At 31.5% G+C, this 24,473-nt stretch carries 23 protein-coding genes, 1 rRNA gene, 1 pseudogene and 1 other annotated feature; of the genes and pseudogenes, 5 read left to right on the forward strand and 20 right to left on the reverse strand.

Translation table 11 applies throughout. The features are described from left to right. Positions 1-234: 234 nt before the first annotated feature. Positions 235-1,425: a pyridoxal phosphate-dependent aminotransferase gene (locus tag ACREV6_RS02920; protein WP_431576532.1), complete on the reverse strand. Its 1,191-nt coding sequence runs from the start codon at positions 1,423-1,425 to the stop codon at positions 235-237. A gap of 209 nt (positions 1,426-1,634) precedes the next feature. On the opposite strand from ACREV6_RS02920, the gene nfsA reads away from it, so the two are divergent. Continuing rightward, the gene (gene nfsA / locus ACREV6_RS02925; protein WP_431576533.1) at positions 1,635-2,372 is read left to right on the forward strand and encodes an oxygen-insensitive NADPH nitroreductase; all 738 of its coding nucleotides are present in this window, start codon (positions 1,635-1,637) and stop codon (positions 2,370-2,372) included. A gap of 30 nt (positions 2,373-2,402) precedes the next feature. On the opposite strand, the gene ACREV6_RS02930 is transcribed toward nfsA, so the two are convergent. The 8 genes from ACREV6_RS02930 to trpB all read right to left on the reverse strand — a co-directional run bounded on the left by ACREV6_RS02930 (position 2,403) and on the right by trpB (position 9,353). After that, on the reverse strand, positions 2,403-3,569 hold the full coding sequence (locus tag ACREV6_RS02930; protein ID WP_431576534.1) for an ArsA family ATPase: 1,167 nt from the start codon (positions 3,567-3,569) through the stop codon (positions 2,403-2,405). Between the two features lie 19 nt (positions 3,570-3,588). After that, positions 3,589-3,813: a hypothetical protein gene (locus ACREV6_RS02935; protein WP_431576535.1), complete on the reverse strand. Its 225-nt coding sequence runs from the start codon at positions 3,811-3,813 to the stop codon at positions 3,589-3,591. Further along, on the reverse strand, positions 3,814-4,992 hold the full coding sequence (locus ACREV6_RS02940; RefSeq protein ID WP_431576536.1) for an ArsA family ATPase: 1,179 nt from the start codon (positions 4,990-4,992) through the stop codon (positions 3,814-3,816). Between the two features lie 117 nt (positions 4,993-5,109). Further along, entirely contained in the window at positions 5,110-5,601 is a 492-nt protein-coding gene (locus tag ACREV6_RS02945; RefSeq protein WP_431576537.1) for a MarR family transcriptional regulator, read from the reverse strand. A gap of 117 nt (positions 5,602-5,718) precedes the next feature. Further along, the gene (locus ACREV6_RS02950) at positions 5,719-6,780 is read right to left on the reverse strand and encodes a 4Fe-4S dicluster domain-containing protein (RefSeq protein WP_431576538.1); all 1,062 of its coding nucleotides are present in this window, start codon (positions 6,778-6,780) and stop codon (positions 5,719-5,721) included. 55 nt (positions 6,781-6,835) lie between these two features. Next, a complete protein-coding gene (locus tag ACREV6_RS02955) occupies positions 6,836-7,495 on the reverse strand; it encodes a VanW family protein (RefSeq protein ID WP_431576539.1) in 660 nt (219 codons plus the stop codon). Positions 7,496-7,628: 133 nt separating this feature from the next. Beyond that, positions 7,629-8,162, reverse strand: coding sequence for a DUF1697 domain-containing protein (locus tag ACREV6_RS02960; RefSeq protein WP_431576540.1), 534 nt, complete (start codon positions 8,160-8,162; stop codon positions 7,629-7,631). Then, positions 8,163-9,353 (reverse strand): tryptophan synthase subunit beta, encoded by a 1,191-nt coding sequence (gene trpB / locus ACREV6_RS02965; RefSeq protein ID WP_431576541.1) that lies wholly within the window; start codon positions 9,351-9,353, stop codon positions 8,163-8,165. A 73-nt stretch (positions 9,354-9,426) separates the two neighbouring features. Further along, positions 9,427-9,669: a binding site (T-box leader), on the reverse strand. Positions 9,670-9,892: 223 nt separating this feature from the next. Between trpB and ACREV6_RS02970 the strand changes: the two genes are divergently transcribed. Next, positions 9,893-10,312 carry a VOC family protein gene (locus ACREV6_RS02970; protein ID WP_431576542.1) on the forward strand — a complete coding sequence of 140 codons (420 nt, stop codon included), beginning with the start codon at positions 9,893-9,895 and terminating at the stop codon, positions 10,310-10,312. 81 nt (positions 10,313-10,393) lie between these two features. On the opposite strand, the gene hutG is transcribed toward ACREV6_RS02970, so the two are convergent. Beyond that, positions 10,394-11,407 (reverse strand): formimidoylglutamase, encoded by a 1,014-nt coding sequence (gene hutG, locus ACREV6_RS02975; protein WP_431576543.1) that lies wholly within the window; start codon positions 11,405-11,407, stop codon positions 10,394-10,396. A gap of 270 nt (positions 11,408-11,677) precedes the next feature. On the opposite strand from hutG, the gene ACREV6_RS02980 reads away from it, so the two are divergent. Beyond that, positions 11,678-12,928 carry an MFS transporter gene (locus ACREV6_RS02980; protein ID WP_431576544.1) on the forward strand — a complete coding sequence of 417 codons (1,251 nt, stop codon included), beginning with the start codon at positions 11,678-11,680 and terminating at the stop codon, positions 12,926-12,928. Positions 12,929-13,059: 131 nt separating this feature from the next. Here ACREV6_RS02980 and ACREV6_RS02985 read toward each other — a convergent pair whose 3' ends face one another. The 7 genes from ACREV6_RS02985 to ACREV6_RS03015 all read right to left on the reverse strand — a co-directional run bounded on the left by ACREV6_RS02985 (position 13,060) and on the right by ACREV6_RS03015 (position 18,346). Further along, a complete protein-coding gene (locus ACREV6_RS02985; RefSeq protein ID WP_431576545.1) occupies positions 13,060-13,398 on the reverse strand; it encodes a DUF6054 family protein in 339 nt (112 codons plus the stop codon). Next, positions 13,391-13,984, reverse strand: coding sequence for a class I SAM-dependent methyltransferase (locus ACREV6_RS02990; protein ID WP_431576546.1), 594 nt, complete (start codon positions 13,982-13,984; stop codon positions 13,391-13,393). The genes ACREV6_RS02985 and ACREV6_RS02990 overlap by 8 nt, the downstream gene beginning before the upstream one ends. Then, a complete protein-coding gene (locus ACREV6_RS02995; RefSeq protein WP_431576547.1) occupies positions 13,977-14,504 on the reverse strand; it encodes an ECF transporter S component in 528 nt (175 codons plus the stop codon). The genes ACREV6_RS02990 and ACREV6_RS02995 overlap by 8 nt, the downstream gene beginning before the upstream one ends. Before the next feature lie 325 nt (positions 14,505-14,829). Next, positions 14,830-15,831, reverse strand: coding sequence for a GGGtGRT protein (locus ACREV6_RS03000; RefSeq protein WP_431576548.1), 1,002 nt, complete (start codon positions 15,829-15,831; stop codon positions 14,830-14,832). A 22-nt stretch (positions 15,832-15,853) separates the two neighbouring features. Continuing rightward, on the reverse strand, positions 15,854-16,546 hold the full coding sequence (locus ACREV6_RS03005) for an iron-sulfur cluster assembly scaffold protein (protein ID WP_431576549.1): 693 nt from the start codon (positions 16,544-16,546) through the stop codon (positions 15,854-15,856). 270 nt (positions 16,547-16,816) lie between these two features. Then, positions 16,817-17,545 carry an OmpA/MotB family protein gene (locus ACREV6_RS03010; RefSeq protein ID WP_431576550.1) on the reverse strand — a complete coding sequence of 243 codons (729 nt, stop codon included), beginning with the start codon at positions 17,543-17,545 and terminating at the stop codon, positions 16,817-16,819. 18 nt (positions 17,546-17,563) lie between these two features. After that, the gene (locus ACREV6_RS03015) at positions 17,564-18,346 is read right to left on the reverse strand and encodes a motility protein A (RefSeq protein ID WP_431576551.1); all 783 of its coding nucleotides are present in this window, start codon (positions 18,344-18,346) and stop codon (positions 17,564-17,566) included. A gap of 866 nt (positions 18,347-19,212) precedes the next feature. Between ACREV6_RS03015 and ACREV6_RS03020 the strand changes: the two are divergent. Continuing rightward, a pseudogene (locus ACREV6_RS03020) lies at positions 19,213-20,580 on the forward strand (sodium-dependent transporter). Positions 20,581-20,967: 387 nt separating this feature from the next. Here the strand turns inward: ACREV6_RS03020 and ACREV6_RS03025 are convergent. Both ACREV6_RS03025 and ACREV6_RS03030 read right to left on the reverse strand, forming a co-directional pair. Next, on the reverse strand, positions 20,968-21,771 hold the full coding sequence (locus ACREV6_RS03025; protein ID WP_431576554.1) for a pyruvate, water dikinase regulatory protein: 804 nt from the start codon (positions 21,769-21,771) through the stop codon (positions 20,968-20,970). Positions 21,772-21,835: 64 nt separating this feature from the next. Next, the gene (locus ACREV6_RS03030) at positions 21,836-22,999 is read right to left on the reverse strand and encodes a class I SAM-dependent methyltransferase (RefSeq protein WP_431576552.1); all 1,164 of its coding nucleotides are present in this window, start codon (positions 22,997-22,999) and stop codon (positions 21,836-21,838) included. A gap of 274 nt (positions 23,000-23,273) precedes the next feature. Between ACREV6_RS03030 and ACREV6_RS03035 the strand changes: the two genes are divergently transcribed. Next, complete coding sequence (locus ACREV6_RS03035; protein WP_431576553.1) at positions 23,274-24,107, forward strand: methyl-accepting chemotaxis protein; 834 nt, start codon at positions 23,274-23,276, stop codon at positions 24,105-24,107. 280 nt (positions 24,108-24,387) lie between these two features. Here the strand turns inward: ACREV6_RS03035 and rrf are convergent. Further along, a 5S ribosomal RNA gene (gene rrf / locus ACREV6_RS03040) occupies positions 24,388-24,473 on the reverse strand; the annotation flags it as partial.

Below are 24,473 nucleotides of genomic sequence, written 5' to 3' on the forward strand. Positions count from 1 at the left end.
GAACCCATTTTCGAACAGTCTCTTTGCTGGCAATTCCTAATTCATCACGGATTTGCTTATTGCTTTTAAAACCCTTTAAATAGTCTTCTACAGCTGCAATTTTTTGAGCTAGAGTGAAAGGTGATCTTGACATAAAAATCCCTCCAAAGTATTTTGGTTATTTACCATGTCTACTTTAAAGGGATCATATCAAAGTGGCTTCCTTTAATTTTTTAATCTAAATTGTTCAAAGTATTATTTAATTGCGTATAACTCAGCTAATTTATCAAAAGCTGCTAGTGAATTTTGTATTTTTTCGTGAGAAATACAGTAAGCTAGCCTTACATGTCCTGGGCATTCAAATGCTGATCCCGGTACTAGTAATAAATTAAATTGTTTTGCCTCCTCACAGAATTTTTTATCATCTGCTATTGGTGTTTTAACAAATAAATAAAATGCTCCTTGTGGTTTTACACATCTAAAACCTATTTTTGTAAGATGGTTGTACAAAACATCTCTATTTAACTTATATATGCCCACATCAACTTTAGTCTCCAGACAATTTGCAATAACCCTTTGGAATAGTGATGGTGCATTTACAAAGCCTAAAATTCTATTAGCCACATTTAAGGATGCCATTATATCTTCAAAGCAGTCCATATTACTATTAGCAACTACATACCCTATTCTCTCCCCTGGAAGTGATAAGGATTTACTATATGAATATCCAATAAATGAATTTTTATAGTACTTTAAAATATATGGAACAAAAGCATTGTCATAAACTATTTCTCTATATGGTTCATCAGATATTATATATATGCTTGTCCCTAGCTCTTCCTCTTTTTCACGGAGTAATTTTGCTAAGTCTTGTATAACTTTTTCTGAATATACAGTACCTGTGGGATTATTGGGGGAGTTCATAATAATTGCCTTTGTTTTATTATTTATTTTATCTTTTAATACTTTCATATCAGGTTCAAATGTATCAATATCCGTAGAAACCACTACAAGTTTACCATCAAAATTATTTACATAGTTCCTGTATTCACCAAAAAATGGTGCAAAAACAATAACTTCGTCCTCAGGGTTAAGTAATGTTTTAAGCAAGATATTTAATCCTCCAGCTGCTCCACATGTCATAACTATGTTATTAGAATTAATATCTATGTTATGTTCTTTATTTATAAATTGTGCTATTTTAGTTCTTACATCTTCATATCCAGAATTATTCATATATCCATGTACAAGTTTAGAGGGAGTTTCATTTAATATTTTATTAATTTCATTTTTGATATTTTCAGGTGGTTCAACATTTGGATTACCCAAACTGTAATCGAATACATTTTCTTCCCCATAAATTGCAGATAATCTTTTACCTTCCTCAAACATAGCTCTTATTATAGAACTATTAGCAACTAAGTTTTTCATCTTATTAGATATCATTTTAAGTCTCTCCTTTTTATGTTTTTAGTAAACATGGTTAATTTAGTACCAAATTCTATAATTAGTATATCATAGAAAGGTTGAATTGTTTGAAGATTCTAAAAAAAAACGCTAATTCTAAAGAATAATGTTCATTTTATTTTCATTAATTTGTGTTATATTGTTGATATAAGCAAATACTCCAAATACAAATTAAGGTGGTAGGATATATGAATGAAACTATAAATTTATTAAAAGCTCACAAATCCATAAGAAAATATAAAGATCAACCCGTAGAAGCTGAAAAGATAAAAGTCATTATAGAATGTGCACAAAGTGCTCCTACTTCTAGCTTTATTCAAGCATATACAATTATAAGTGTGAAGGATAAATCTAAGAGAAAAGAAATAGCACATCTTGCAGGCGATCAGAGTTATGTGGAAGAATGCCCATTATTTTTAGTTTTCTGTGCTGATTTAAACCGTACCAAAACATCCTGTGAAATAAATCATAAAACTATGTCAGAGGGATATACAGAAACTTTTATTGTAGCAACTGTAGATGCTACTCTTGCTGCCCAAAATGCTTTAATTGCTGCGCAGTCACTAGGACTAGGTGGAGTTTATATAGGTGGTATAAGAAATAATCCATCAGAAATATGTAAGCTTTTGAATCTACCTTCTGGCGTATACCCTGTTTTTGGAATGTGCCTGGGTTATCCAGATGATGCTCCAGATATTAAAACAAGGTTACCCCTAGAAGTAATATTTAAAACAGATGAGTACAATATAGATGGTGATGCTAAAAGAATAGCAGAATATGATGCGCAGGTTAGTGCTTATTATGAAAAAAGAACAAAGGGAAAAAGATCAGATACCTGGACAAATCAGGTATCTGATCTAATGGATAAACCTCAAAGACCACATATGAAAGATTTTTTAGAAGGACAAGGATTTAAAATGAAATAAGTATTGGGCACTCTCTATAGGGCGTGCCTATTATAATAATTGTATCCTTAACTTTCCATCCTCATAAATGGCTTTAACAATTTTTTTTGAATGTAATTTTTGTGGAAGTATAAAATTTCTTTTTTCATTTTTAATGGAAATACTAATTTCATCACCTTTTTGAAGTAAGTTTAATTCACTTTTATCAACAAAAGGCATGTTTATATTTAAATAATAACTTTCATCCCTACTTGATTTTTCAATCTCAAAAATTTTATCCTTAAATAGCACTTTCTCCGGACAAACCTCTTTAAATATGCTCTCCCCCATATTGAGTAAGGATGCATAATCCCTAACCTCGCTATGCATTAGTTCAGCTTTAAAAATTGGTACAGGGCTAAAACTTTCACTTATATCTTTAATGTTTTCACTTTGAAGTTTCATCCACTTTTCGAAATACCCTTTCCCACCCTCTTCTGAAATTATTTTATTAACAATAATTGCGTCTACATTAAAATCGTATAGATGCAAATAGGAAAAGTTTCTTTTGGCTTCTTTAATAACAATCTTTTCTGGGGTAGTAACTATTCTAAGGCTTACCTTGTCTTTTTCTAGCATTAACTTATGGAGCTCATCAATTTTGTTATAAAGGCTTTCAATTTCATCAAAAGTTTTATCATCTGGAATTGGAATCTTTATTGTACAATCAATTACTGGCTTTAAAATTTTAGCCGCCTTTCTTTTCATAGGAAAAATTTTATCCATCCACCACTTAAAAAGCTCTGGAAACTTTAAAAGTGACATAGTTTCCCCAGTAGGAGCACAATCAACTATTAGCACCTCATAATTATTTTCATCATTAATTTGTTTAATTTTAAGCAAGGAAATCAGATCTTCAAAGCCTGGAAAAACCAGTAATTCTTCAATTTCAATGCTTTTCACAGTTTTTGATAACATTAATTTTTCTATATATCCCTTGATATTTCCCCAAATAGCTTCATTTTCAATAAGAGCATCAATCTCAATTGCTTCTAAATTTTCTGAAATTTGGGTGGGTGTATTAGATAGTTTTACACCAAAAGCATCGGAAAGACTATGAGCTTGATCCGTACTCATTATGAGCACCTTTTTCCCCTGCTTTGCAATTTGGCAAGCAGTTGCTGATGCAACGCTAGTTTTTCCTACTCCACCTTTTCCTGTATATAAAATAATTCTCACTTTAACCCCTCCAATTCAATTATACAAAATCAACCTTAACCTTTTTAATCTCTTTTTTTACTTCTTCTTCATCTTTGTAAGAAAACTCCCGCATAACATCCAAGGTAATATCCCTTATAACTGTAGCTGCTCCCTTTTCAAACTTATTAAGCCTGCTTACAGCTTTTTCTGGCAGAATATCCTTTATAACTTCATATTTTAGCTTTTCTATTTTTATTAATTTTTTAATTATTTCATTATTCATTTAATCCACCTTCTCTTTGAAATATATGGATAAATAATCCTCATTAAATTTGGCTTTACTTATTGAATACTTCCTCAGAGAACTTGGGCAAGGAATATTCCTCTTAAAATTGCCTATTTTAATAGATATATCGGAACCAGTTTCATATATCTCTAAGTCTTTCTTCTCTCCAAAGGGCACATATACTTGAAGTTTATAGCCTTCTTCTACCTTTTCAAATCTCTCATTAAAGGTTATTTTTTGAACCTTTAATATATCTTTAACATTCAGAGAATCCTCAGCTATTCGTTGGAGCCCGGAAGTGCCATTAATATCTACCTCATACCATTTAATCTTAAACCTAGGCAGGTTTAAAAATACCGAATCTATTTCTTCCATGTACTTTTTTTGAATGCATTTCCATTCATCAAAAAAGCTATTTTCTATGTCCTCTGGTATTATCCTGTTAATATATAAAGCATCTACATTGAAATTATAAAGATTTAAATACATATAATTTCTCTTTGTCTCTTCAATAACCATTTTTTCAGGAATTGTAACAAGTCTTATACTACAAATATCTCTATTTTTTAATAAGTCTTGAAGCTCTGAAAGTAGTATATAAAGTTTTTCAATATCATTCATAGCTTGGTTACCCGGCATTTCTATTTTAAAAGCTATTTTAGAGATAGGCCTAAGCACTTTCATTGCAACCTTTCCAATAGGAAATAATTTCTCCATGTACCAACTCATAAGCTCTGGAAATTTCAGAAGAGATATTGTTTCCCCTGTTGGTGCACTGTCCACAATTATTAGGTCATATATACCTTTATCATATAAATCTTTAATTTTCAAAAGACAAAATAGTTCTTCCATTCCTGGGAACACAACAATATCCTCAAAATTTTCTATTCCCTTTTCATCTTTAAACACCATCATTTTTTTAAAAGCCGCTTGAATACTTCCATAATAATTTTCCATTTCATAATTAGGATCAATTTCAAGTCCCCATAAATTTCCTCGAATTTCTGTAGGCTCATTTCTTATCTCCTGCATAAAAATATCACTTAAGTTATGTGCCATATCAGTGCTAACAATTAGAGTCTTTAGGCCTTCCATTGAAGCTTTCAGCGCATGAGCTGCAGCGGTGCTGGTTTTGCCAACCCCACCTTTTCCAGTAAAAATAATAATTCTTTTCATATTATTCCTCCTAATTTTAATTCTTTAAATGAATAGTTCTTATACCGAAGTATTTCTTTTAAAAATAACTCAGCAGTGCTGAGTTCGCATATACAATGCGCTCGCATATACAATGCGCTATTCAATAATTATCTTTCTTAATTTTTTAACTGGGATTTCTTCTTCTTTAACTGGATTTACACCTTCCTTAAAAACTCTAAGTACTTTGTTGTAAATACTTAAAGCTGAAGAAATTTCTTCCTGTGTAAGTCTTCCGTAAATCTCAATAATATATTTAGTAATCATAGCTTTTTCCTTCTCAATCACTATACCGGCAGCCTCTGTAAGGGTTATTAAAACTATTCTTCTATCCTCAGTACTTCTTATTCTTTCTACCATTAGTTTTTTTTCTAATCTAGCAATAACCCCTGTGGCAGTATTTAAGGGTGCTATTATATATTCTGCTATTTCCGTCATATTAGCATTCTTTTTTCGATACAAGAATAATAGTGCTAATATTTCATTCTTAGAGAAATCTAAGAATATATCACTCCACTGCTCCGGAAAAAACAAAACCTTAAACTCATCAATATGATTAAAAATAATTTTCTCTATTTTGTTTATATCCATAAACGTCCTCCGAATTAGTTCTTTCTTCGAACTATATTTTAATTCTATCACCGAAGTATTTTCTTGTCAACATAATCTTAGAAAAAGTCACGCTAAATAGACGTGATTATTTAAATCCTATTTCAACCATTCAGGTTCTTCTCTTATAATCGGTCTTATACCATACTTTTCATCAAAGTCTTTTAAAATATTTTTCCTAGTTTCTGGGGATGATTTAATATTAGAAATTAAATCCTTTGATATACCATAGGTAAATGGACAATTAGCTATACATATCCCACAATCAGTTCCTAAACTCCTCCATCTTCTATAACACTCCTCAGCATTTATCTTCCATCTTAATATTCCTTCATCTTCTGCCATTTCAGTTTTAGATATTGCTTTCCCTGGGCATGTTTTTGAACATCTTCCACAATCCAAGCAAAATTCTTTAACGCCAAAATCTTCTGATGCATCCGGTACAATAGGCATATCTGTGGTTACTACTCCCAGTCTAACACAAGCTCCATCTTCTTTAGTTATAAGTAAACCATTTCTTCCAAACTCACCTAACCCTGCATCTCTTGCTACCAGTGGCGCTATAACTAAATAGTTCCCATCCATATGATTTCTAGCATCATACCCTAGTTCCCTAATATAATAGGAAAGTATCATACCAATAGTTGCTGACTCCACATAACCTTTTGTAACAGCTATGGATTCTGGAAGCTTTGGCGCTCTCATAATCATTTCCTTATCCATAGCTACTGCAAAAACAATTCCATACTTATGTTTTCTATTAATTTCTTCACCATAATTTTCTTCATGTCTTCCCCTGTGAGAATAGTAATGATAATCTTTCATTTCTGTTATACCAACTAATTTTGCATTATAAAACTTAGCTAACCCCTTGATTTTTTCTGTCATAATAACTGGGTCCACTTCAGCCTTACTTGGTGCTATCTCACCCTCACTGAATTTTCTTATATCATATAAATATTTAAATGAGGCATCTACTATAGGCGAATTTATACTATTAAACATCACTGAGCCTTCGCCGCCCATAGTTGGTAAACTTCTTAATGAATCATCCCCTTCCTTTAAATCAGTGTTTTTACTATAATAATCATTATAAATTTCGCTTCCTTCAATGTAATTCATTCTTGCAAACATTGTATCTCTTTCATCGAATCTTTTCATAGATTTCTCCTTTGATGTTTTTTATAAATATTTTGAATTAATTAATCCACAAATATCACTCAGCTTTTCCAGTTAAGTACGGCGCATAAGTCATATAGGCATGGTTCTCTGTGAAATATTCATCTTTAATTAGACCTATATTTTGATTGTAAATTTTTCTATATATTTTATTATTTCTTACATATCCACCAAACATACCGGGTGTGATAAAGTGTTCCTTCTCATAAACTTCATATTCATTCATTGACCCTTCTGAGCTTATCCATTTCCCAACTAAGTTATCCCCCGTTATGTATATTTGAAGTTGAAAGTCACTACCTGTCCCATTATAAATTTGTAGGTCTAGAGAGCTATATGCACAGGTGGCCCCAGTTCCAAAAGGCTGGCTTCTATTTATATCTGGGAAAACATCATGACTATGTCTGTATCTTTCCGTTACAGTTAGATTTGTATGTAATGTCATCCAGTATATAAGGTTTGAAAGCTGACAAAGTCCCCCTCCTACCCCCGCTTTAAATGTACCATCAGAACATAATACTAATCCATCTAAATAGCCTTTCTTATAAGTGGGTTTACCTATAAGTTTCCAATAAGAAAAGGTTTGTCCTGATTTTATAACTATACCATTTAGTTTCACAACTGCAAGCTTAAGATTTGTGATTTTATTGTATTGAAGTATCATATCTACATCTTTAAGTATACATGATAACCTCACCCCCAACACTAATATAGATATATTCTATTTACATAATTCAATAAACATCCATAATTATCCTTTAAGCTTTAACTAAAAAAGAAACCCTGGATACCCTCAGAGCTTCTTACCTATTCTTTAATTATAATTCATACTACATATCCCCTAAAATATTGTTTAAAGTTTTTAAACCTCTAGTTGTGGCATCAATCTTTAATTTTTTCTCAAACATATTATTATTTAATTTTGTTCTTCCATAGCCATTTGGACAATATACATAGATTTCCCTTGAAATTATTATAAATTTCTCATTTTCTTCTTTTTTCATATCTAAAAGCAATACTGTGCTTGGCTCTGGTATATCTAACATAAGGGTAATATATAACTTATCAAGTTCTATATTTTCTTGTTTTGAAAAAGGATTATTATTAACTATATTTCTAAGTTCCTCCTCTGTACGAATAATTATTTTTACCAGAAACCCAAAGGTTTCACTAATTTTTTTCTCAATTACATTAGAAAGTTCTGTAGTATCTGTAGAGCCATAGTTAAAGCTAACATTTCCACTTTGAATGTAAGTTTTCACATTTATAAAGTTCAGTGCCTCAAACATGACTTTCAAATCTATCATTTTTATCTTCTTTTGTCCACTAACATTAATTCCTCGCAATAACGCAATATATCTCATCTATACTAATATCCCCTCCTCAAGCATTTCTTTTACATGCGCAACGTCCTTGTCTCCTCTTCCTGAAAGATTTATTATTATAACCTTATCTTTTGAAAGTGAAGCCGCCAGCTTTATTCCATATGCAATTGCATGTGCACTTTCAATGGCAGGAATTATGCCTTCAACTCTTGAAAGCTCTAGTAAAGCTATAATTGATTCCTTATCTGTTACAGATACATATTCAGCTCGTCCTGTATCTTTATAATAACAGTGCTCCGGTCCTACACCAGGATAGTCAAGACCTGCCGCTACTGAATAGACAGGAAGTGGCTCTCCCTTTTCATCTTGAATATTGTAGCATTTAAATCCATGAATAATACCAACACTGCCTTTTGTAATTGAAGCCGCATGCTCCTTAGTATCAAGCCCCTTTCCTGCCGGTTCAACCCCAATCATTTTTACATCTTTATCCTTAACGAATGGGTGAAATAATCCCATGGCATTGCTACCGCCACCTACACATGCCACTAAATAATCTGGAAGTTTACCCTCAGCATCAATGATTTGCCTTCTTGCTTCAATACCTATTATACTTTGAAACTCTCTAACCATGGTAGGGTATGGATGAGGACCTACTGCTGAACCCAAAAGGTAGTAGGTATCCTTTGCATTTTCTACAAAATCATTTAAGGCTTCATCAACAGCATCCTTTAATGTTGCTGTGCCTGTTGTTACGGTTACAACCTTTGCCCCTAAAAGTTCCATTCTAAAAACATTTAGAGCCTGTCTTTTTGTGTCAACCTCTCCCATGTATATGGTACAATCCATTCCAAACAATGCACAAACTGTAGCCGTTGCAACACCGTGCTGACCTGCTCCTGTTTCTGCTATTATACGCCTTTTACCCATTTTCTTTGCTAGCAGTGCTTGACCTATAGCATTATTTATTTTATGGGACCCAGTATGGTTTAAGTCTTCTCTTTTAAGATATATTTTTGCTCCACCAAGTTTTTCACTTAATTTCTCAGCATAATACAGTGGATTTTCTCTTCCTATATATTGTCTTTGATAATAATCAAGCTCCCTTAAAAAGTCCTCATCCACTATACATTTATAAAACTCCTCTTCAACATCTTTTAAAACCACTTTTAATGGTTCTGGAACAAACGCTCCTCCAAATTGACCAAAATAACCAGTACTTTTTTCCATAATAAATCCTCCTTTTTTTATTTATACTTTTAGTTAAATCAAAAAACAAAAACCCTCTATGTGCTGTAAACACATAGAGGGCGAATATTCTCGCGGTACCACCTCAAATTACTTTTGCAAAAAAAACAAAAGTATCTTTCCGATACAGGAATAACTCCGATATCATATCCATATAACGGTGGAAGCCGTGTCCCCTACTATTATTTCGGTTCCCTCTCGTAAGTCCATTCAAAATGTTCTAAAATATCAGGCTCACACTATTCCTGGCTCGCTGTAATTATCAAACATATTTACTCTTCTTACTCATTGATTTTTCTAATTTATACTATTCTATGGTAAATTCGAAAAATTGTCAATAGAATTTACGGAAAATTTAAAACATTTCTGTGATTTACATCTTCTAAAACAAGGTAAAATGTGCTATAATTGCTCAATAATAATTGTTATTTGCCTATTATTATTTTAGCAAAATAAAATAGAACTGTTTTCTTACAACTTTTAGTTTTTATTCAAAAGTAAAAAAGAAAGGTGATGAGTTTATGAATAACAATACAAAAATATTTATTAATTTACCGGTTAAAAATCTTACTAAATCCATAGATTTTTTTACTAAGCTTGGTTTTACATTTAATCCTCAATTTACTGATAAAAATGCCACATGTATGAATGTTTCTGAAAACATATTTGTTATGTTATTAATTGAAAGATTTTTTAAAACCTTTACAAAAAAAGAACTCTGTGACGCAAAAAAAAATACAGAAGTTATTGTAGCACTATCTGTTGATAGCAAGGAAAAAGTTGATGAAATTGTAAATAAAGCACTAGCTGCCGGCGGAAAGACCTCCAATAAACCTAATGATCAAGGTTTTATGTATGGCTGGAGTTTTCAGGATCTAGATGGTCACCTTTGGGAGATAATTTATATGGATAAGAATATAGACATGGAAAACAAAGATTGAAGTATATACAACCTAAAGTAAGAACCTGAGTATTAATTACTCAGGTTCTTACCGTATAAGGACTGTCACCTCATATCCCCGTTAGATAGATAAGCTATTAATTTCACAAAGTGTATTAACCACAGAATAAATTAATATAGCTGCTAAGTTTGCTGTAATATCGTCTTGATCAAATCTTGGCGAAACTTCAGCAATGTCAAAACTTACTACCTTATTTGATTTTAAAATGTATTTAACAAACTTAAGTACACGTTCAGGATCTAATCCAAGTGGCTGGGATGCACTTACCCCTGGAGCAAAAGCTGTAGAAAATACATCTGAACATATAGTTACATATATATAATCTCTTAATTTTATGAAATCATCAATTTTATTTATAACTTCACAATCATCACCATCTATAATATCCTTTGCAAGCATGTACTTAGCTCCAAGTCTATCGGCTGTTTTAAAAAGATCTATAGTGTTACTGTGCTTTTGAATCCCAATGCACATATAAGAGTATTTAAGTTCTCTGTAGCTACAAATATCTGCTATTTGTCTAAACATTGTTCCGGAACTTCCCCCTTGTGTATAAGGTCTCAAATCAAAATGAGCATCAAAATTCACTATACCTATATTAGGCTTTTTACTTTTTTGTGATAAGTAATTTAATGTACCCATATAATTTCCAAACGCAACTTCATGGCCACCTCCTAAAACAATAGGAAACAGATTTAAACTTAAAACCCTTTCTATTGCTTTAGATAAAATATCTTGGCTTTCCAAAAGCGTGCAGTCTTCGCAAAATATATCTCCTGCATCAAAAAGTTTTACCTCTTGTAAAAAATTACATGGAAGCTTAGCTAATTCTTTTCTTATACTTTGGGGACCCTTTGCGGCACCTGTTCTTCCCCTGTTAATCCTTACCCCTTCATCACAGCAAAAACCAATAAAAGCAAATCCAAATTTTCCCGTGAAGGCAACTAAATCAAGACTTTTTAAATCTATTATCTTTATACATTGATGCCATCTAAAAGCATCATAATTGGTTTCACTATCAGTTCTTCCCTGCCAAACTGTATCATCTGTTATTTTGTAATTTTTATCAAACATCCTATTTTTCCTCCTAAGTTTTCATATATTTATAATTAGAATACAATAACAATCCATTTTAAAGTTCTCTATAACTTCTCCCTATCATAAGGTACCAATGTTCCCTTTGCTTTTGTATATATATTTTATTCTACAAATTATATTAATAACCTTTATATAAAACTATTTTTTGAGCATCTTCCTACATTTTTAATTTAAATATTTGCAATTTGAGGAGTTTTTGTATAATATTAGTGATATAATGGCACATTATGTTAGGGGGTCAAACTAATGAATATAACGGCTTCTACTAAAAGATTTATTAACACTAATTTTCATGCTCTTACACATAAGAATTATAGATATTTTTGGATGGGACAGTGTGTTTCCCTAATAGGCACTTGGACACAAAATATAGGACAATCTTGGCTAGTGCTTTCCTTAACAGATTCTGCATTTTTACTTGGTCTTGTTGGAACCCTGCAATTTCTACCCATAACTTTTTTCTCCTTGTTTGCTGGGGTACTAACAGATAAATTTTCAAAGAAAAAAATACTAATTTTCACTCAGACAATATCCATGCTACTAGCTTTTATATTGTCAGGATTAGTATTTACAAATACTGTAAAGTACGAGTACATACTAGTTTTGGCGCTATGTCTTGGATTTTGCAATACTTTAGATATGCCAACAAGGCAAGCTTTTAACATGGAAATTGTAGGAAAAGAAGATTTAATGAACGCCATTGCTTTAAATTCTGCCACTTTTAATTTAGCAAGAATTATTGGACCAGCTATTGGAGCTATGCTTATGGGATACCTTGGCGCGGGATGGTGTTTTTTATTAAATGGTTTTAGCTTTATGGCAGTTATCTACGGGCTAGTTCACATTGAAGTAGTAGCTTATGTAAGAATGAAAAGTTCTGAAAAAGGCATATTAAAGGAAATAGTGGATGGTCTTAGATATATAAAAAAGAATCCTATTTTATTAGAAACCTTGATATTAGTTAGTATTATGGGGGTATTTGTTTTTAACTACAGTGTTTTAATACCTGTATTTACTAAAAACGTACTGCATATGCAAGCAAAAACCTATGGAATTTTATTGTCTTCCCTTGGTGCAGGTTCTCTTATTGGAGCTCTTCTTGTTTCTTTAAAAAGTAAAGACGGTCCTAATAGAATTCTTATGATAGGTAGTTCTATTGCAATTGGCATAATGTTAATTTTTACGGGAATGAGTAATTTATATTACTTAACTGCACTAAGTTTAGCTATAACGGGCATATTTAATATGTTTTTTTCCACCACTGCTAATTCCACGCTGCAGCTAAATTCTAAAGATGAATACAGAGGAAGAGTAATGAGTGTATATTCACTAGTGTTTGCTGGATTTACTCCTATAGGAAGTTTATTTTCTGGATTTGTAGCAGAGAAATACGGAGCTAGAGTTTGCTTCATCTTATCAGGTATTTTTACAATAGTATTGATATTGTTACTTATAACATGGGTTAAACTTAGAAAAAAAGACATACCTAAAAAATAGCCTGTTCTTTAAACAATTTCAATATTAAACAGCTAATAAAGCCCCTTATTTAGTCCATTAGTTCTAAATGAGAGGCTTAATAATTTGTTAACCTAGTTGTTCCATTTAAATAATTACTAGTTAAAAAATTATTAATCTATTTCCTCAGTAATATAACTCTTTAATATTCTTTTAACGCTCTCAGCAAAACTATCTGCTGCACCCCAGTCAAAATTAAAAAGCATTCCTTGAGAACTACCAGTAGCCACGGATGTTACTATAGTTTTTCCGTTAAAATTGTTCACAAGTACTACTAAAGCAGCCCTATTACCCGCTCTCATAAAATATTTTTCAAATATTAATGTTCCATCATATTTTCCATTTCCTATGTCATGAAACTCTTCATAAACTAAGTCACTACTTTCTTCTCCTTTAACCCTATCCATTACCTGCGATGGCATCAGGCTAACAATAAAACTACATTTACTCATTAAATCCCCTCCTAATTTCCACTCTACCTGATATATAATACATTTCTTCACTGTCAATCACCTTATCAATTGTGAAGTATTTAGACATAATTTTAGTAGTTATTTCAGCAGATGGAAGAACATCGTCTTTTACAGTACAATTTTTTGAATGGATCTGATTTATTTTTTCTTTACTTTCTGAATGAGCAATGATTATTTTTCCCTCCTTATTTAACCTGCCTAGAAGATGCTTGAATAATGCTTCCTTATCATTAAAATGCGGATAAGCAGAATAAATGAATATATAATCGAACCCTGTCTCATTAAACTCCATAATATCTTTTACAATAAATTCAACTCCATCCTCTTTATATTTCTCTTTAGCAACCACAATCATATTTTCAGAAATATCAATGGCTGTTACTTTCAATGGAGACTTTTCAAGCAAGTAACTTATTAGTATCCCTGTTCCTGTACCAACATCAAGTATTTTTGCATTATTTCTAATAGATGATAAGTCTATTATTTTTCTTAACTTAACATTATCATGGTTACACATCTTGTCCCATTCAAAAGCAATATTATTAAAAAACTCCTTATTATCCATTTAAAGTTTTCATCCCCTTAGTATTTTCTAAAGCCTTTACTACAATTGGTATCAATACTAATTGTATTCCTATTCCTGCTATAGACGTTACAAAAGCTGATGTTAAGAACATATTTAGCACAAAACTTTTTCCACCTACTGTCAGCAGTAGATAATTAGTAGCTCCAGACACAAACCTTCCTAATATCATTGACAATATTAATGATATAAATATATTGTTTTCCTTTTTCTTATACAAAAATCCTGCCACAAAACCATATGTAGCAAGTTCTAATGCCATAGAAACACCAGTTGGATAGATAGGTGGCATTCCTGTAAGTACAGAATTTAAAAAAGGTGTTATAAAACCTATAATTAATCCATATCTTGAACCAAGTATAAATCCGCATAATAAAACGGGAATATGCATTGGTAAGAATACTCTCCCTGCCATCCCCGTTAGATGAAAAATGTAAGGCAAAATCAATCCCAGTGCAAGAAATAAACTTGCTTTTACCATGTCGTTTGTTTTTACAAACATTATAATTCCCCCTTAAATATATAAAATTAAAAAAAGGTAGAGCAAAAGAACTCTACCTTCGTGGTAACTATATAAAACTATTGGTAATTTTATTAATATACTACTAAATTGCAAATTTTCGTAATTTACACATATAATATACCATAAAAATTCATTTAAGTAAATATGTTGTGTAAAAATATTTAATATATTCAAATTAATAGCAATATCTTACAGCTGTTTTTTATTTATAATTTCCTTTTCTGTATAGCAAAAAAAATTGTGTAAATAATGAAGATGTATCCCTTCATTATTTACACAACTTTATTGTTGGATAACAAAAATATTATTTACTCATTGCCTCTTCCACTGCAACCGCAACTGCAACTGAAGCTCCTACCATAGGGTTGTTACCCATTCCGATAAGACCCATCATTTCAACATGAGCGGGCACTGATGAAGAACCTGCGAATTGTGCATCTGAATGCATTCTTCCCATAGTATCAGTCATTCCGTATGAAGCAGGACCTGCTCCCATATTATCTGGGTGAAGAGTTCTTCCAGTACCACCACCGGATGCAACTGAGAAGTATTTCTTACCTTGCTCGTAACATTCTTTTTTATAAGTACCAGCAACTGGATGTTGGAATCTTGTTGGGTTTGTAGAGTTTCCTGTAATTGAAACGTCTACTCCCTCAGAATGCATTATTGCAACGCCTTCGCGTACATCATCTGCTCCGTAACATCTTACTTTAGCTTTTTCTCCATCAGAATAAGGTGTTTCTTTAACTATGTCTAGTTTACCAGTATAATAATCAAACTTAGTTTGAACATATGTAAACCCATTAATTCTTGAAATTATAAAAGCCGCATCTTTTCCAAGACCATTAAGTATTACTTTTAGTGGCTGAGTTCTTACTTTGTTTGCAGCTCTTGCAAGGCCAATTGCTCCTTCAGCAGCAGCAAATGATTCATGTCCAGCTAAAAATGCAAAGCATTTTGTTTCTTCACGTAGAAGCATAGCTGCTAAGTTACCATGACCAATTCCAACTTTTCTATCGTCAGCAACAGAACCAGGTATACAAAATGATTGAAGACCTTCGCCTATATATACTGCTGCATCAGCCGCTTTAGTACAGCCATTTTTAATTGCTATAGCTGCCCCTACTGCATATGCCCAACAAGCATTTTCAAATGCTATAGGTTGAATTCCTTTTACTATACCAAAAACATCGATACCTTTTTCTTCACAAATTGTTCTTGCTTCTTCTAGTGAATTTATTCCGTGTTTACTTAACACAGGTAATATTTGATTTATTCTTCTTTCATAACTTTCAAATAAAGCCATTTAATTATTCCTCCTTCTTGTATTATTTTTGTCTTGGGTCGATTACTGTTGTAGCTTCATCAAATCTACCATAACTTCCAGTAGCTTTTTCCATAGCCTCATTAGCATCCATACCTTTTTTAATCATATCCATCATTTTTCCAAGTTGAACAAATTTATAACCTATTATCTCGTTATTTTTATCTAGTGCAATATTAGTAACATAGCCTTCGGCCATTTCTAAATATCTTGGACCCTTAGCTAGTGTTCCATACATTGTACCAACTTGACTTCTAAGACCCTTACCTAAGTCTTCAAGACCAGCACCTATAGGTAGTCCACCTTCTGAAAATGCAGTTTGAGTTCTTCCATAAACAATTTGAAGGAATAACTCTCTCATAGCTGTATTTATTGCATCACATACTAAGTCTGTATTTAATGCTTCTAAAATAGTTTTTCCTGGAAGTATTTCTGAAGCCATCGCAGCTGAATGAGTACTACCTGAACATCCTATTACCTCAACTAATGCTTCTTGTATTATGCCTTCTTTTACATTTAACGTAAGCTTACATGCACCTTGCTGCGGAGCACACCAGCCAATTCCGTGTGTTAAACCTGAGATATCTTTAATTTCTTTAGATTGTACCCATTTTCCTTCTTCAGGAATTGGTGCAGATCCATGATTAGGTCCTTTTGCAACACAAATCATTTCTGAAACTTCTGTTGAATAAATCATAATATTATCTCCTTCCATATGTAGATGGTAATTTAATACGCTTTCAAATCAATTGGTACTAAAATGTCCCACTGGGACATTTATTAAATATCTTACAAGTCTATTCTAACAAAAAAAACCTAACTTAACAATAGCATTAACATATTACATAGTAATATCGCTGGATAAATTAATATATATATCCAGCAATATGTTTTTTATATAAAAAAAAACTTTACAAGGAATTTTATTCTCCTTATAAAGTCAAAGCTAGATAATTAAATCATACCATTACTTAATTATGAGTAGTTCTATTCTTCTATTTTTTTGTCTGTTTTTTTCTGTATCATTTGATACTATAGGTTTAAATGCTCCATATCCAGCCACTTCAAAACTTTGTTCCTTTATACGTTTATTTAGTGGAAGTTCAGTGGTTAGAAACTTTACTACACTTATTGCTCTAGCCGATGAAAGCTCCCAATTGCTTTCATATTTACCATCCCTTATGGGTATATTATCAGTGTGCCCTTCTACTCTTATATTCTTCTTATATTTTTTTAATACATCTGACATTTGTGCCAAAATCGCTTTAGCTCCTGGTTTTAATTCTGCACTTGCCGTATCATAAATTATATCATCTTTAAATCTAATTAAAACACCTTTTGATTGATTTTCAACTTCAATATCACCTTGTAAACCCTTTTTCTCTACAATTTGTTTAACTTCCTTATAAAGGTCATCCATTTGTTCTTGTTGTTGTTGTTGTGCTGAGTCTACAATTGCAGCATTATTATCTAACACTCCGTTACCTACTGATGGCTTAGTACCTGATTGTTGGGAAAAAACCCCCATATTATTCAAAGAAGCCATAGCTTGCTTTGCCTTACTTTGGTCAATAACAGCCATGGAATATAAGAGTACAAAAAAACACATTAAAAGTGTAACTAAATCTCCATAAGTTGCAAGCCACTCATTTGATATAGGGTCATCTTCTGTGTCAAAGTTATTTTCTTCGTCCATATTGGGCCTCCTTACATACTATTCTTGAGCATTAACTTTTGCATCAATTGCTTCATTTTCTTTATCGTTATAAAATGCCATTAACTTTGCTTTTATAGTATTAGGATTTTCACCTGCTTGAATACTCATAAGTCCTTCAATTATCATTTCCTTTTGATATATTTCAGCTGTTGTCTTAGACTTTAGCTTTTTTGACATAGGTAGAAAAACTACATTTGCTAGTAAAGACCCATAGAATGTGGTAATTAAGGCAACAGACATTTGCGGTCCTATTGTGGAGGGATCTGATAGACTTTTTAACATGTTTACTAGTCCTATAAGTGTTCCTACCATACCAAATGCTGGTGCTAGTGATGCTCCCGTATCCATTAATCCTCTGTTATTGCTATGCCTTTCAACTGTTCCTCTCAGCTTTATAGAAAGAACCCTCTTAATAACTTCTGGTTCTGAACCATCTATAATCATCATTAACCCTGTTTTAATAAACTTGTCCTCAATTTTAGGTATCTCTTCTTCTAAAGCTAAAAGACCACCTTTTCTAGCTTTAGAAGACCATGTAACCAACATGTTTATAATTTCAGCTTCATTTTTTCCTTTTTCTTTAAATACCATTCCTATACTTTTTATAAACTGCATTGCATTTTTTTTCCTGGCACTTAATAATAATGCCCCCGCCGTACCTCCTATAACTATAAGTATAGAAGGTATATCAACAAAAGTTAAAATAGATCCACTTGTCAATATTCCAAATAAAACAAAACCCACCGCTACCACGATACCTATAAGTGATACAATATCCAAAGCTCTCTCCCCCTAATTCCTGTAAATATTATTAGTTTTTACTTATATATTCTAGAACAAATATTGATTTAAATCGTCATCTACGATGCTGCACTATTATGCGTAGATATAAAAAGCAATACTCATTCCCCTTCATTCTACATTTTCTTTGTAAAGTTCTCACCAATCCCTTTAGAAAAACCAAAGTTATTGTCTAAAAAATAACATTTTTGTTTTTTTATTTTTCTCACATATTATTATATCAAAATTTACAAAAAAAAACAACCAATGGAAGAAAAATAAGTAAATTTTTTATTAATTTTTTTATTTCTTATTATTACCTTTGTTTTATGTAAATTTAATTTTAAGAATTTTCAATTAAGATATTTAAGCAAAAAAACAATATAACTATAAGAAAATATAAGAAAAATGAAGGAAACAGTTTTTAACATCTCATTTTTCTGTTGATTTAATAATATATACATGTTATAGTGTTAAAAATACACGAAAAACTATTGTTTATAGAAAATTACCCTAAAATTAAAAATTAAAATAAAGTGTATATTTTTAGATTATTCTGTCAAAATTCGACTTATAACTTTTAGTGGTACCGCGGACATCTTTTCGCGTCATAGTGAAAAGACATGTCTATTTTTTTTATACTATTTTATACTATTGTGCCAAATATAAATTTGATTTCCTTTAAACAGTTCTCTCCCAAGAACTGTTTAACGACATTTCAGAAGGAAAGTCTCACTTCTATAAGCGGGAGTTACATGCTATAACAAAGAGAACCTTCAGTGGTCGACTAAATCTCCTTCTGAAGTCGTTAATATTGCAGCTTGGCAGAAGATGATTTAATTAAATATAAAAAGGAGTGATATGTAATGGAGGAGAAGAATAAAAGAGAAACGTTTTCAACAGGATTTGCAGTTTTTTTTGCAACATTGGGCTCAGCAGTAGGTCTAGGTAACATATGGAAATTTCCTTATTTAATTGGGGCGAATGGTGGGGGAGCTTTTCTCTTAATGTATCTTTTATGTGTTATGTTAGTTGGTATTCCAATTATGGCATGTGAATTCTACATTGGTAGGAAGTCTAGAAAAAATGCAGTGGGAGCTTTTAAAAAATTAAATGCCGCTAAAGGCTGGAAAACTGTTGGATTTATGGGGGTAACTTCAGCATTTCTAATCGCATTTTTTTATAGCTGTGTTGCGGGATGGGTTTATTCCTATGTTTTTAAAGCGATAAAGGGTGATTTTTCTGGAGTTACTTCGGTTACAGCCAACACAAAATTCATGTCAACTTTAGTTGGACCACTATCTCCAATCTTATGGCAGTTTATAGTTCTCTGCGTCGTTTCAATAATTTTAATTGCAGGAGTTAAAAATGGAATCGAAAGAATAACAAAAACACTTATGCCGGTATTATTCATACTAATTCTTATCTGTGATGTAAGAGCATTAACACTTCCAGGCGCATCTCAAGGATTAAAATTTTTATTCCATGTTGATTTTACGCAACTAACTGGCCCTGTAATACTCGCTGCTCTTGGTTTAGCATTTTTCAAGTTGTCATTAGGAATGGGAACAATGCTTACTTATGGAAGTTATTTTACGCAGGATAATAATATGATAGCAACTTCAGTAAAAGTTGCACTATCTGACTCATTAATTTCGATACTTGCAGGAATTGCAATATTTCCAGCTGTCTTCTCCTTTGGTTTGAAGCCTAGTGAGGGTCCTGGGCTTTTATTTAAGACTATACCACTTGTATTTTCAAAAATACCTTTTGGTAGCGTACTATTAATAGCATTCTTCTTTTTAACTGCTATTGCAGCTACAACAGCTATGATTTAAATGGTTGAAGTTCCAGTAGATTATTTTACGGAAGAAAAGGGTATTGCTAGAAAGAAAGCGGTATTACTTACAACAAGCATAATGATGGTGGTGGGAATACTTGCAACATTGTCTGCTCATCCCACAAGTATTCTTGGTAATATTCATATACTAGGACAAAAAGGATTTTTTGACTCCTTTGATTTTATATCTTCCAATATATTACTTCCAATAGGAGGACTTGTAATAGCAATTTATGTTGGATACTTTGTTAAAAAAGAAGATTTTAAGTTAGAGCTATCAAATCAAGGAACCTTAAATAATAGCCTTGTTCTAAATGTTATATATGTATTTATTAAATTTATATCACCCTGTCTTCTTATTATTGTTTTTTTAAATTCAATAGGAATAATTTAATTGTAAATAAAAAATCATTTAAGTTATTGTTCTCCTTCTTTTTAAGGCATAATGCCACCCTTAAATTACTAGGGTGGCATTATTAATATCTTTATTGTATATGTGAATAAATTTAAATGTTAGTGTGCTGAATTTCCAAGTGGTGCATGAGGTTTAATAATAGCTGCCACCCCACCGACCATGGCTCCTATTCCTACAAATAAATGTAAAGCAAACAACAAACGTTATACTTTCCTCATCCCAATTCTCCCCATTATTCAATTTTATATTAGCAACAACTTATTGTTAATTAATATAATTAGGTGCAAAATCACTACTCGCATTAGGCGCTGAATATATAACCTTTTTCCCATCTGGTGAGAAGGGTGGGGTAAGCACATTAATTACTTATTGGCCATAACCTATACTTTTCATAATAATCAAAGCCGTGTCCTCTATAGCTCTTTTAGTAACATCAATTGTTAAGCACCTTGTTTTTTTCATTATTTTTTCCGCATAATCTAACTCATCCAGTATTCTTGCGTCATTAGCGTATTGGAAGCTAGAATTAAGCCCATTGAATTTATCCATTCTATGTTTTCGTATTTCAATAAGCACAAACGGATCTATTTTGAGTCCTATTATCTTCTTTCCAGAAATGCTATATAACTCCTCTGGGACAGGAATTTCTGGCATTAAAGGTATATTTATTGCTTTAATTCCCTTGTTAGCTAGATACATACATAATGGAGTTTTTGAAGTTCTTGAGACACCTATAAGAACTACGTCCGCATGTTTTATTCCGTTATAATCACGACTATCATCATAATGTATAGCAAACTCCATAGCTTCTATTCTTTTGTAATACTCCTCATCCATGTTCCATATTGCTCCTGGAATATATTCTGGCTGTTTATTCAATAGCTTAGAAGCAAGACCTATTCCTGGTCCCAAAACATTTGATACAAATATCCCTTTTTCTACGCATCTTTGAACTAAAAATTCTTTTACATCTACCATAATTATAGTTGAAATAACCATTGCTTTGGAATTAGTATCTATCTTACTAATAAAATTATTAACATCCTCAGCTGTTCTGATATGAGGTGTTTTTTTTACTATTACACTATCTGGGAACTGACTTGCTACTGATTTAGCTACAAGTTCCGCTGTTTCTCCTATTGAATCTGATACTGCATATATTGTTAACATTTTGTATCTCATCTACTTTCTTTTGTATTTTTTTCTTCCGTTAATATAATGCGAGTTATAGAATTTAAATTAAGTTATCTTTTTTTAATAAATTAAAAAAGGTTGGATTTAGATTAAATTGATTCATTAAAACATTAACTTCTGCTAGTGCTTTTTCTCTTTTATCCACAGATATATTGACTTTTGAAGCTCTAATCAATATATTTTTAGGAGAATGAGATATATCTACAAACTCTAGAAGCTGAGTTTTGTACCCAACACACTCTAAAAGATTGGCTCTTATTGAATCTGTCATAAGTGCTGAAACTCTTTCTTGAACTATTCCATACTTTGTTAATATTGATAATGACTCTGCTTTAATTTGGCTATTAATTTCATGTTGACAGCAAGGAACAGAGAAAATCATCTTACTACCCCATTTTATTGCATTGTATAGTGCATAATCCGTAGCTGTATCACATGCATGCAATGTAATAACCATATCAACCTTATTATTATATTTGAACCCATTTATATCCCCTAGCTCAAAATGTAAGTTTTCATAATTATATTTTTTAGCTATATCATTACATTTTTTAATTACATCTTCCTTAAGATCCAGGCCAATCATTTTTACATTAATCTTTTTAATCTCTACAAAATAATAATATAATACAAATGTTAAATAAGACTTGCCACAACCAAAATCTATTATAGTAAGTTCCTTAAAATCATTATTTTTAATCTCGTCATCAATAATTTCAACAAACCTGTTTATTTGCTTATACTTATCATATTGCGAATTAACAACTTTGCCCTCTTTTGTAAATATACCTAAATCTATAAGAGGCTCTATTATCATTCCCTCTTTAAGAATGTAATTTTTTTCTTTGTTATGTTCCTTATTAGTCAGCTTTGCATTATCACTCTTTTTCACGCCTAAATGAACTTTACCTTTTTTTGATATCTTCAATTCAAATGTAGTTGTATTTGACCATGCATCAATTTGTTTATAATTAGATGATACATATTCTAAAAGTTTTTCTTCTAAAATATCTATATCAATATTTTCATGAAAAACTTGCTTGTCAGTGGACTTTTCTATTTGATAATATTGTTTGGCATCATTTTTTTTTAATACAAATGTTATTTTATAATAGGTCACATCCACATTCATCTTATTACTTACAACTAATTTTATAATATCCTGTTGTACAATTTCATGGATTGCATTCTTTAATTCATTCATTTCAACACACCTTTATATTTATTTTAAAACTATTTTTCTATATAATTATATCATTAAATATCAACTTAATTAATTCTAATATTTTAAAGAGCATTAGAAATTATTATGTCATTGAAATAAAGTATTATTCACTTATATATATAATCATCATCTGCGAAGCTCCAATATTAATCCAATGAGTAGTATCATGGAAGCATACTCATACTTTTTTATTTGTTTTTTATTATAAATTACCTTATAATGAAAATACTAAATAAAAAAGGGGTTTTTGTATATGAATAATTTTGAAGATGAGGACATGCTTCTAATCATAGGTTTTTTACTACCTTCTATTAGTGCATTATTTAACAATGATTTAAGTTTATTGCTTTCAGACAAGGAAAAAATAGTTAAAATCTTAAAAAACGAATCTGCTCCAGGTGGAAATTATGGAGAAGGAGACATATTGCCAAAGGACATTCCTGCCTATCAATGTATGCAAGAAAATAAGACAGTAGTGAAAATTTTGCCTAAAGAATACTTCGGTGTAGCTATAAAAGCTGTAGCAACACCTATAAAAAATAAAGCTGGAAAAATAATAGGCAGTATAGCTATTGGTAAAAGAGCTTGGGGGGATGATATAAACACTCATGCTGAAACTTTTATAAGTTCTTTTAATGAAATTTCAAGTGTTATTGACAGTGTATCATCTGCAATACAAGATGTAGCTAAATCTAGTACTAATATATTAACTGAAGTAAATGAAACAAACGAATACATGAAAAAGACCGATGAAATTATAGGTTTTGTTCAAAATATATCCAAACAAACAAATTTATTAGGACTAAATGCAGCAATAGAATCAGCTCGAGCTGGAGAACTAGGTAAAGGATTTGGTGTTGTTGCGAATGAAATAAGAAATCTATCAAATTCCAGTAGTCAGTCAATAAAGGAGATAAACACTGTTTTAAATAAACTTAAAAGTTCAATTGAAAGTATTACAAATAACCTGTATGAAAATAACAAACTTTTTGAAACACAAGCTGCAAGTATTGAAGAAATTAATAGTAGTATAGCTGAACTCAATAATACAGCTCAGATTATAAAGCAAATCGCAGAATTAATTTAATTAGTTTGTAATTTGAAAACCATACTTAAAATCTTATGCTGGGTCGAGTAGTGCCACTCACGTGGCAAGTGGCAAAAGTGACAAGCTTAGCATATAGATGTTATCCACAGCCATTTGCGCAAGCTGTTTCCTATATAATAAAAAACAAAAGGTGGCTATAATTCAATAACCACCTTTTGTTTTTTAATTTTTTAAAAATATGTATGCATCCAAATTTTAATATACCTCACAAAAGAATCAAAATAAAAACCACTAAGTTAGACTTAGTGGTTTTTTGTTTACCTGGCGACGACTTACTCTCCCACAAGGTTGCCCCTGCAGTACCATTAGCGCATTGAAGCTTAACCTACCTGTTCGGTATGGGAA

Source organism: Clostridium sp. (assembly GCF_050717515.1).
Taxonomy (GTDB): domain Bacteria; phylum Bacillota; class Clostridia; order Clostridiales; family Clostridiaceae; genus Clostridium_AD.

Excerpts from the sequence above, each read along its gene's own strand:
- ACREV6_RS02920 (WP_431576532.1), bottom strand. The coding sequence starts at position 1,425 with ATGATATCTAATAAGATGAAAAACTTAGTTGCTAATAGTTCTATAATA.
- nfsA (WP_431576533.1), top strand. The coding sequence starts at position 1,635 with ATGAATGAAACTATAAATTTATTAAAAGCTCACAAATCCATAAGAAAA.
- ACREV6_RS02935 (WP_431576535.1), bottom strand. The coding sequence starts at position 3,813 with ATGAATAATGAAATAATTAAAAAATTAATAAAAATAGAAAAGCTAAAA.
- ACREV6_RS02940 (WP_431576536.1), bottom strand. The coding sequence starts at position 4,992 with ATGAAAAGAATTATTATTTTTACTGGAAAAGGTGGGGTTGGCAAAACC.
- ACREV6_RS02945 (WP_431576537.1), bottom strand. The coding sequence starts at position 5,601 with ATGGATATAAACAAAATAGAGAAAATTATTTTTAATCATATTGATGAG.
- ACREV6_RS02950 (WP_431576538.1), bottom strand. The coding sequence starts at position 6,780 with ATGAAAAGATTCGATGAAAGAGATACAATGTTTGCAAGAATGAATTAC.
- ACREV6_RS02960 (WP_431576540.1), bottom strand. The coding sequence starts at position 8,162 with ATGAGATATATTGCGTTATTGCGAGGAATTAATGTTAGTGGACAAAAG.
- trpB (WP_431576541.1), bottom strand. The coding sequence starts at position 9,353 with ATGGAAAAAAGTACTGGTTATTTTGGTCAATTTGGAGGAGCGTTTGTT.
- ACREV6_RS02970 (WP_431576542.1), top strand. The coding sequence starts at position 9,893 with ATGAATAACAATACAAAAATATTTATTAATTTACCGGTTAAAAATCTT.
- hutG (WP_431576543.1), bottom strand. The coding sequence starts at position 11,407 with ATGTTTGATAAAAATTACAAAATAACAGATGATACAGTTTGGCAGGGA.
- ACREV6_RS02980 (WP_431576544.1), top strand. The coding sequence starts at position 11,678 with ATGAATATAACGGCTTCTACTAAAAGATTTATTAACACTAATTTTCAT.
- ACREV6_RS02985 (WP_431576545.1), bottom strand. The coding sequence starts at position 13,398 with ATGAGTAAATGTAGTTTTATTGTTAGCCTGATGCCATCGCAGGTAATG.
- ACREV6_RS02990 (WP_431576546.1), bottom strand. The coding sequence starts at position 13,984 with ATGGATAATAAGGAGTTTTTTAATAATATTGCTTTTGAATGGGACAAG.
- ACREV6_RS02995 (WP_431576547.1), bottom strand. The coding sequence starts at position 14,504 with ATGTTTGTAAAAACAAACGACATGGTAAAAGCAAGTTTATTTCTTGCA.
- ACREV6_RS03000 (WP_431576548.1), bottom strand. The coding sequence starts at position 15,831 with ATGGCTTTATTTGAAAGTTATGAAAGAAGAATAAATCAAATATTACCT.
- ACREV6_RS03005 (WP_431576549.1), bottom strand. The coding sequence starts at position 16,546 with ATGATTTATTCAACAGAAGTTTCAGAAATGATTTGTGTTGCAAAAGGA.
- ACREV6_RS03010 (WP_431576550.1), bottom strand. The coding sequence starts at position 17,545 with ATGGACGAAGAAAATAACTTTGACACAGAAGATGACCCTATATCAAAT.
- ACREV6_RS03025 (WP_431576554.1), bottom strand. The coding sequence starts at position 21,771 with ATGTTAACAATATATGCAGTATCAGATTCAATAGGAGAAACAGCGGAA.
- ACREV6_RS03030 (WP_431576552.1), bottom strand. The coding sequence starts at position 22,999 with ATGAATGAATTAAAGAATGCAATCCATGAAATTGTACAACAGGATATT.
- ACREV6_RS03035 (WP_431576553.1), top strand. The coding sequence starts at position 23,274 with ATGAATAATTTTGAAGATGAGGACATGCTTCTAATCATAGGTTTTTTA.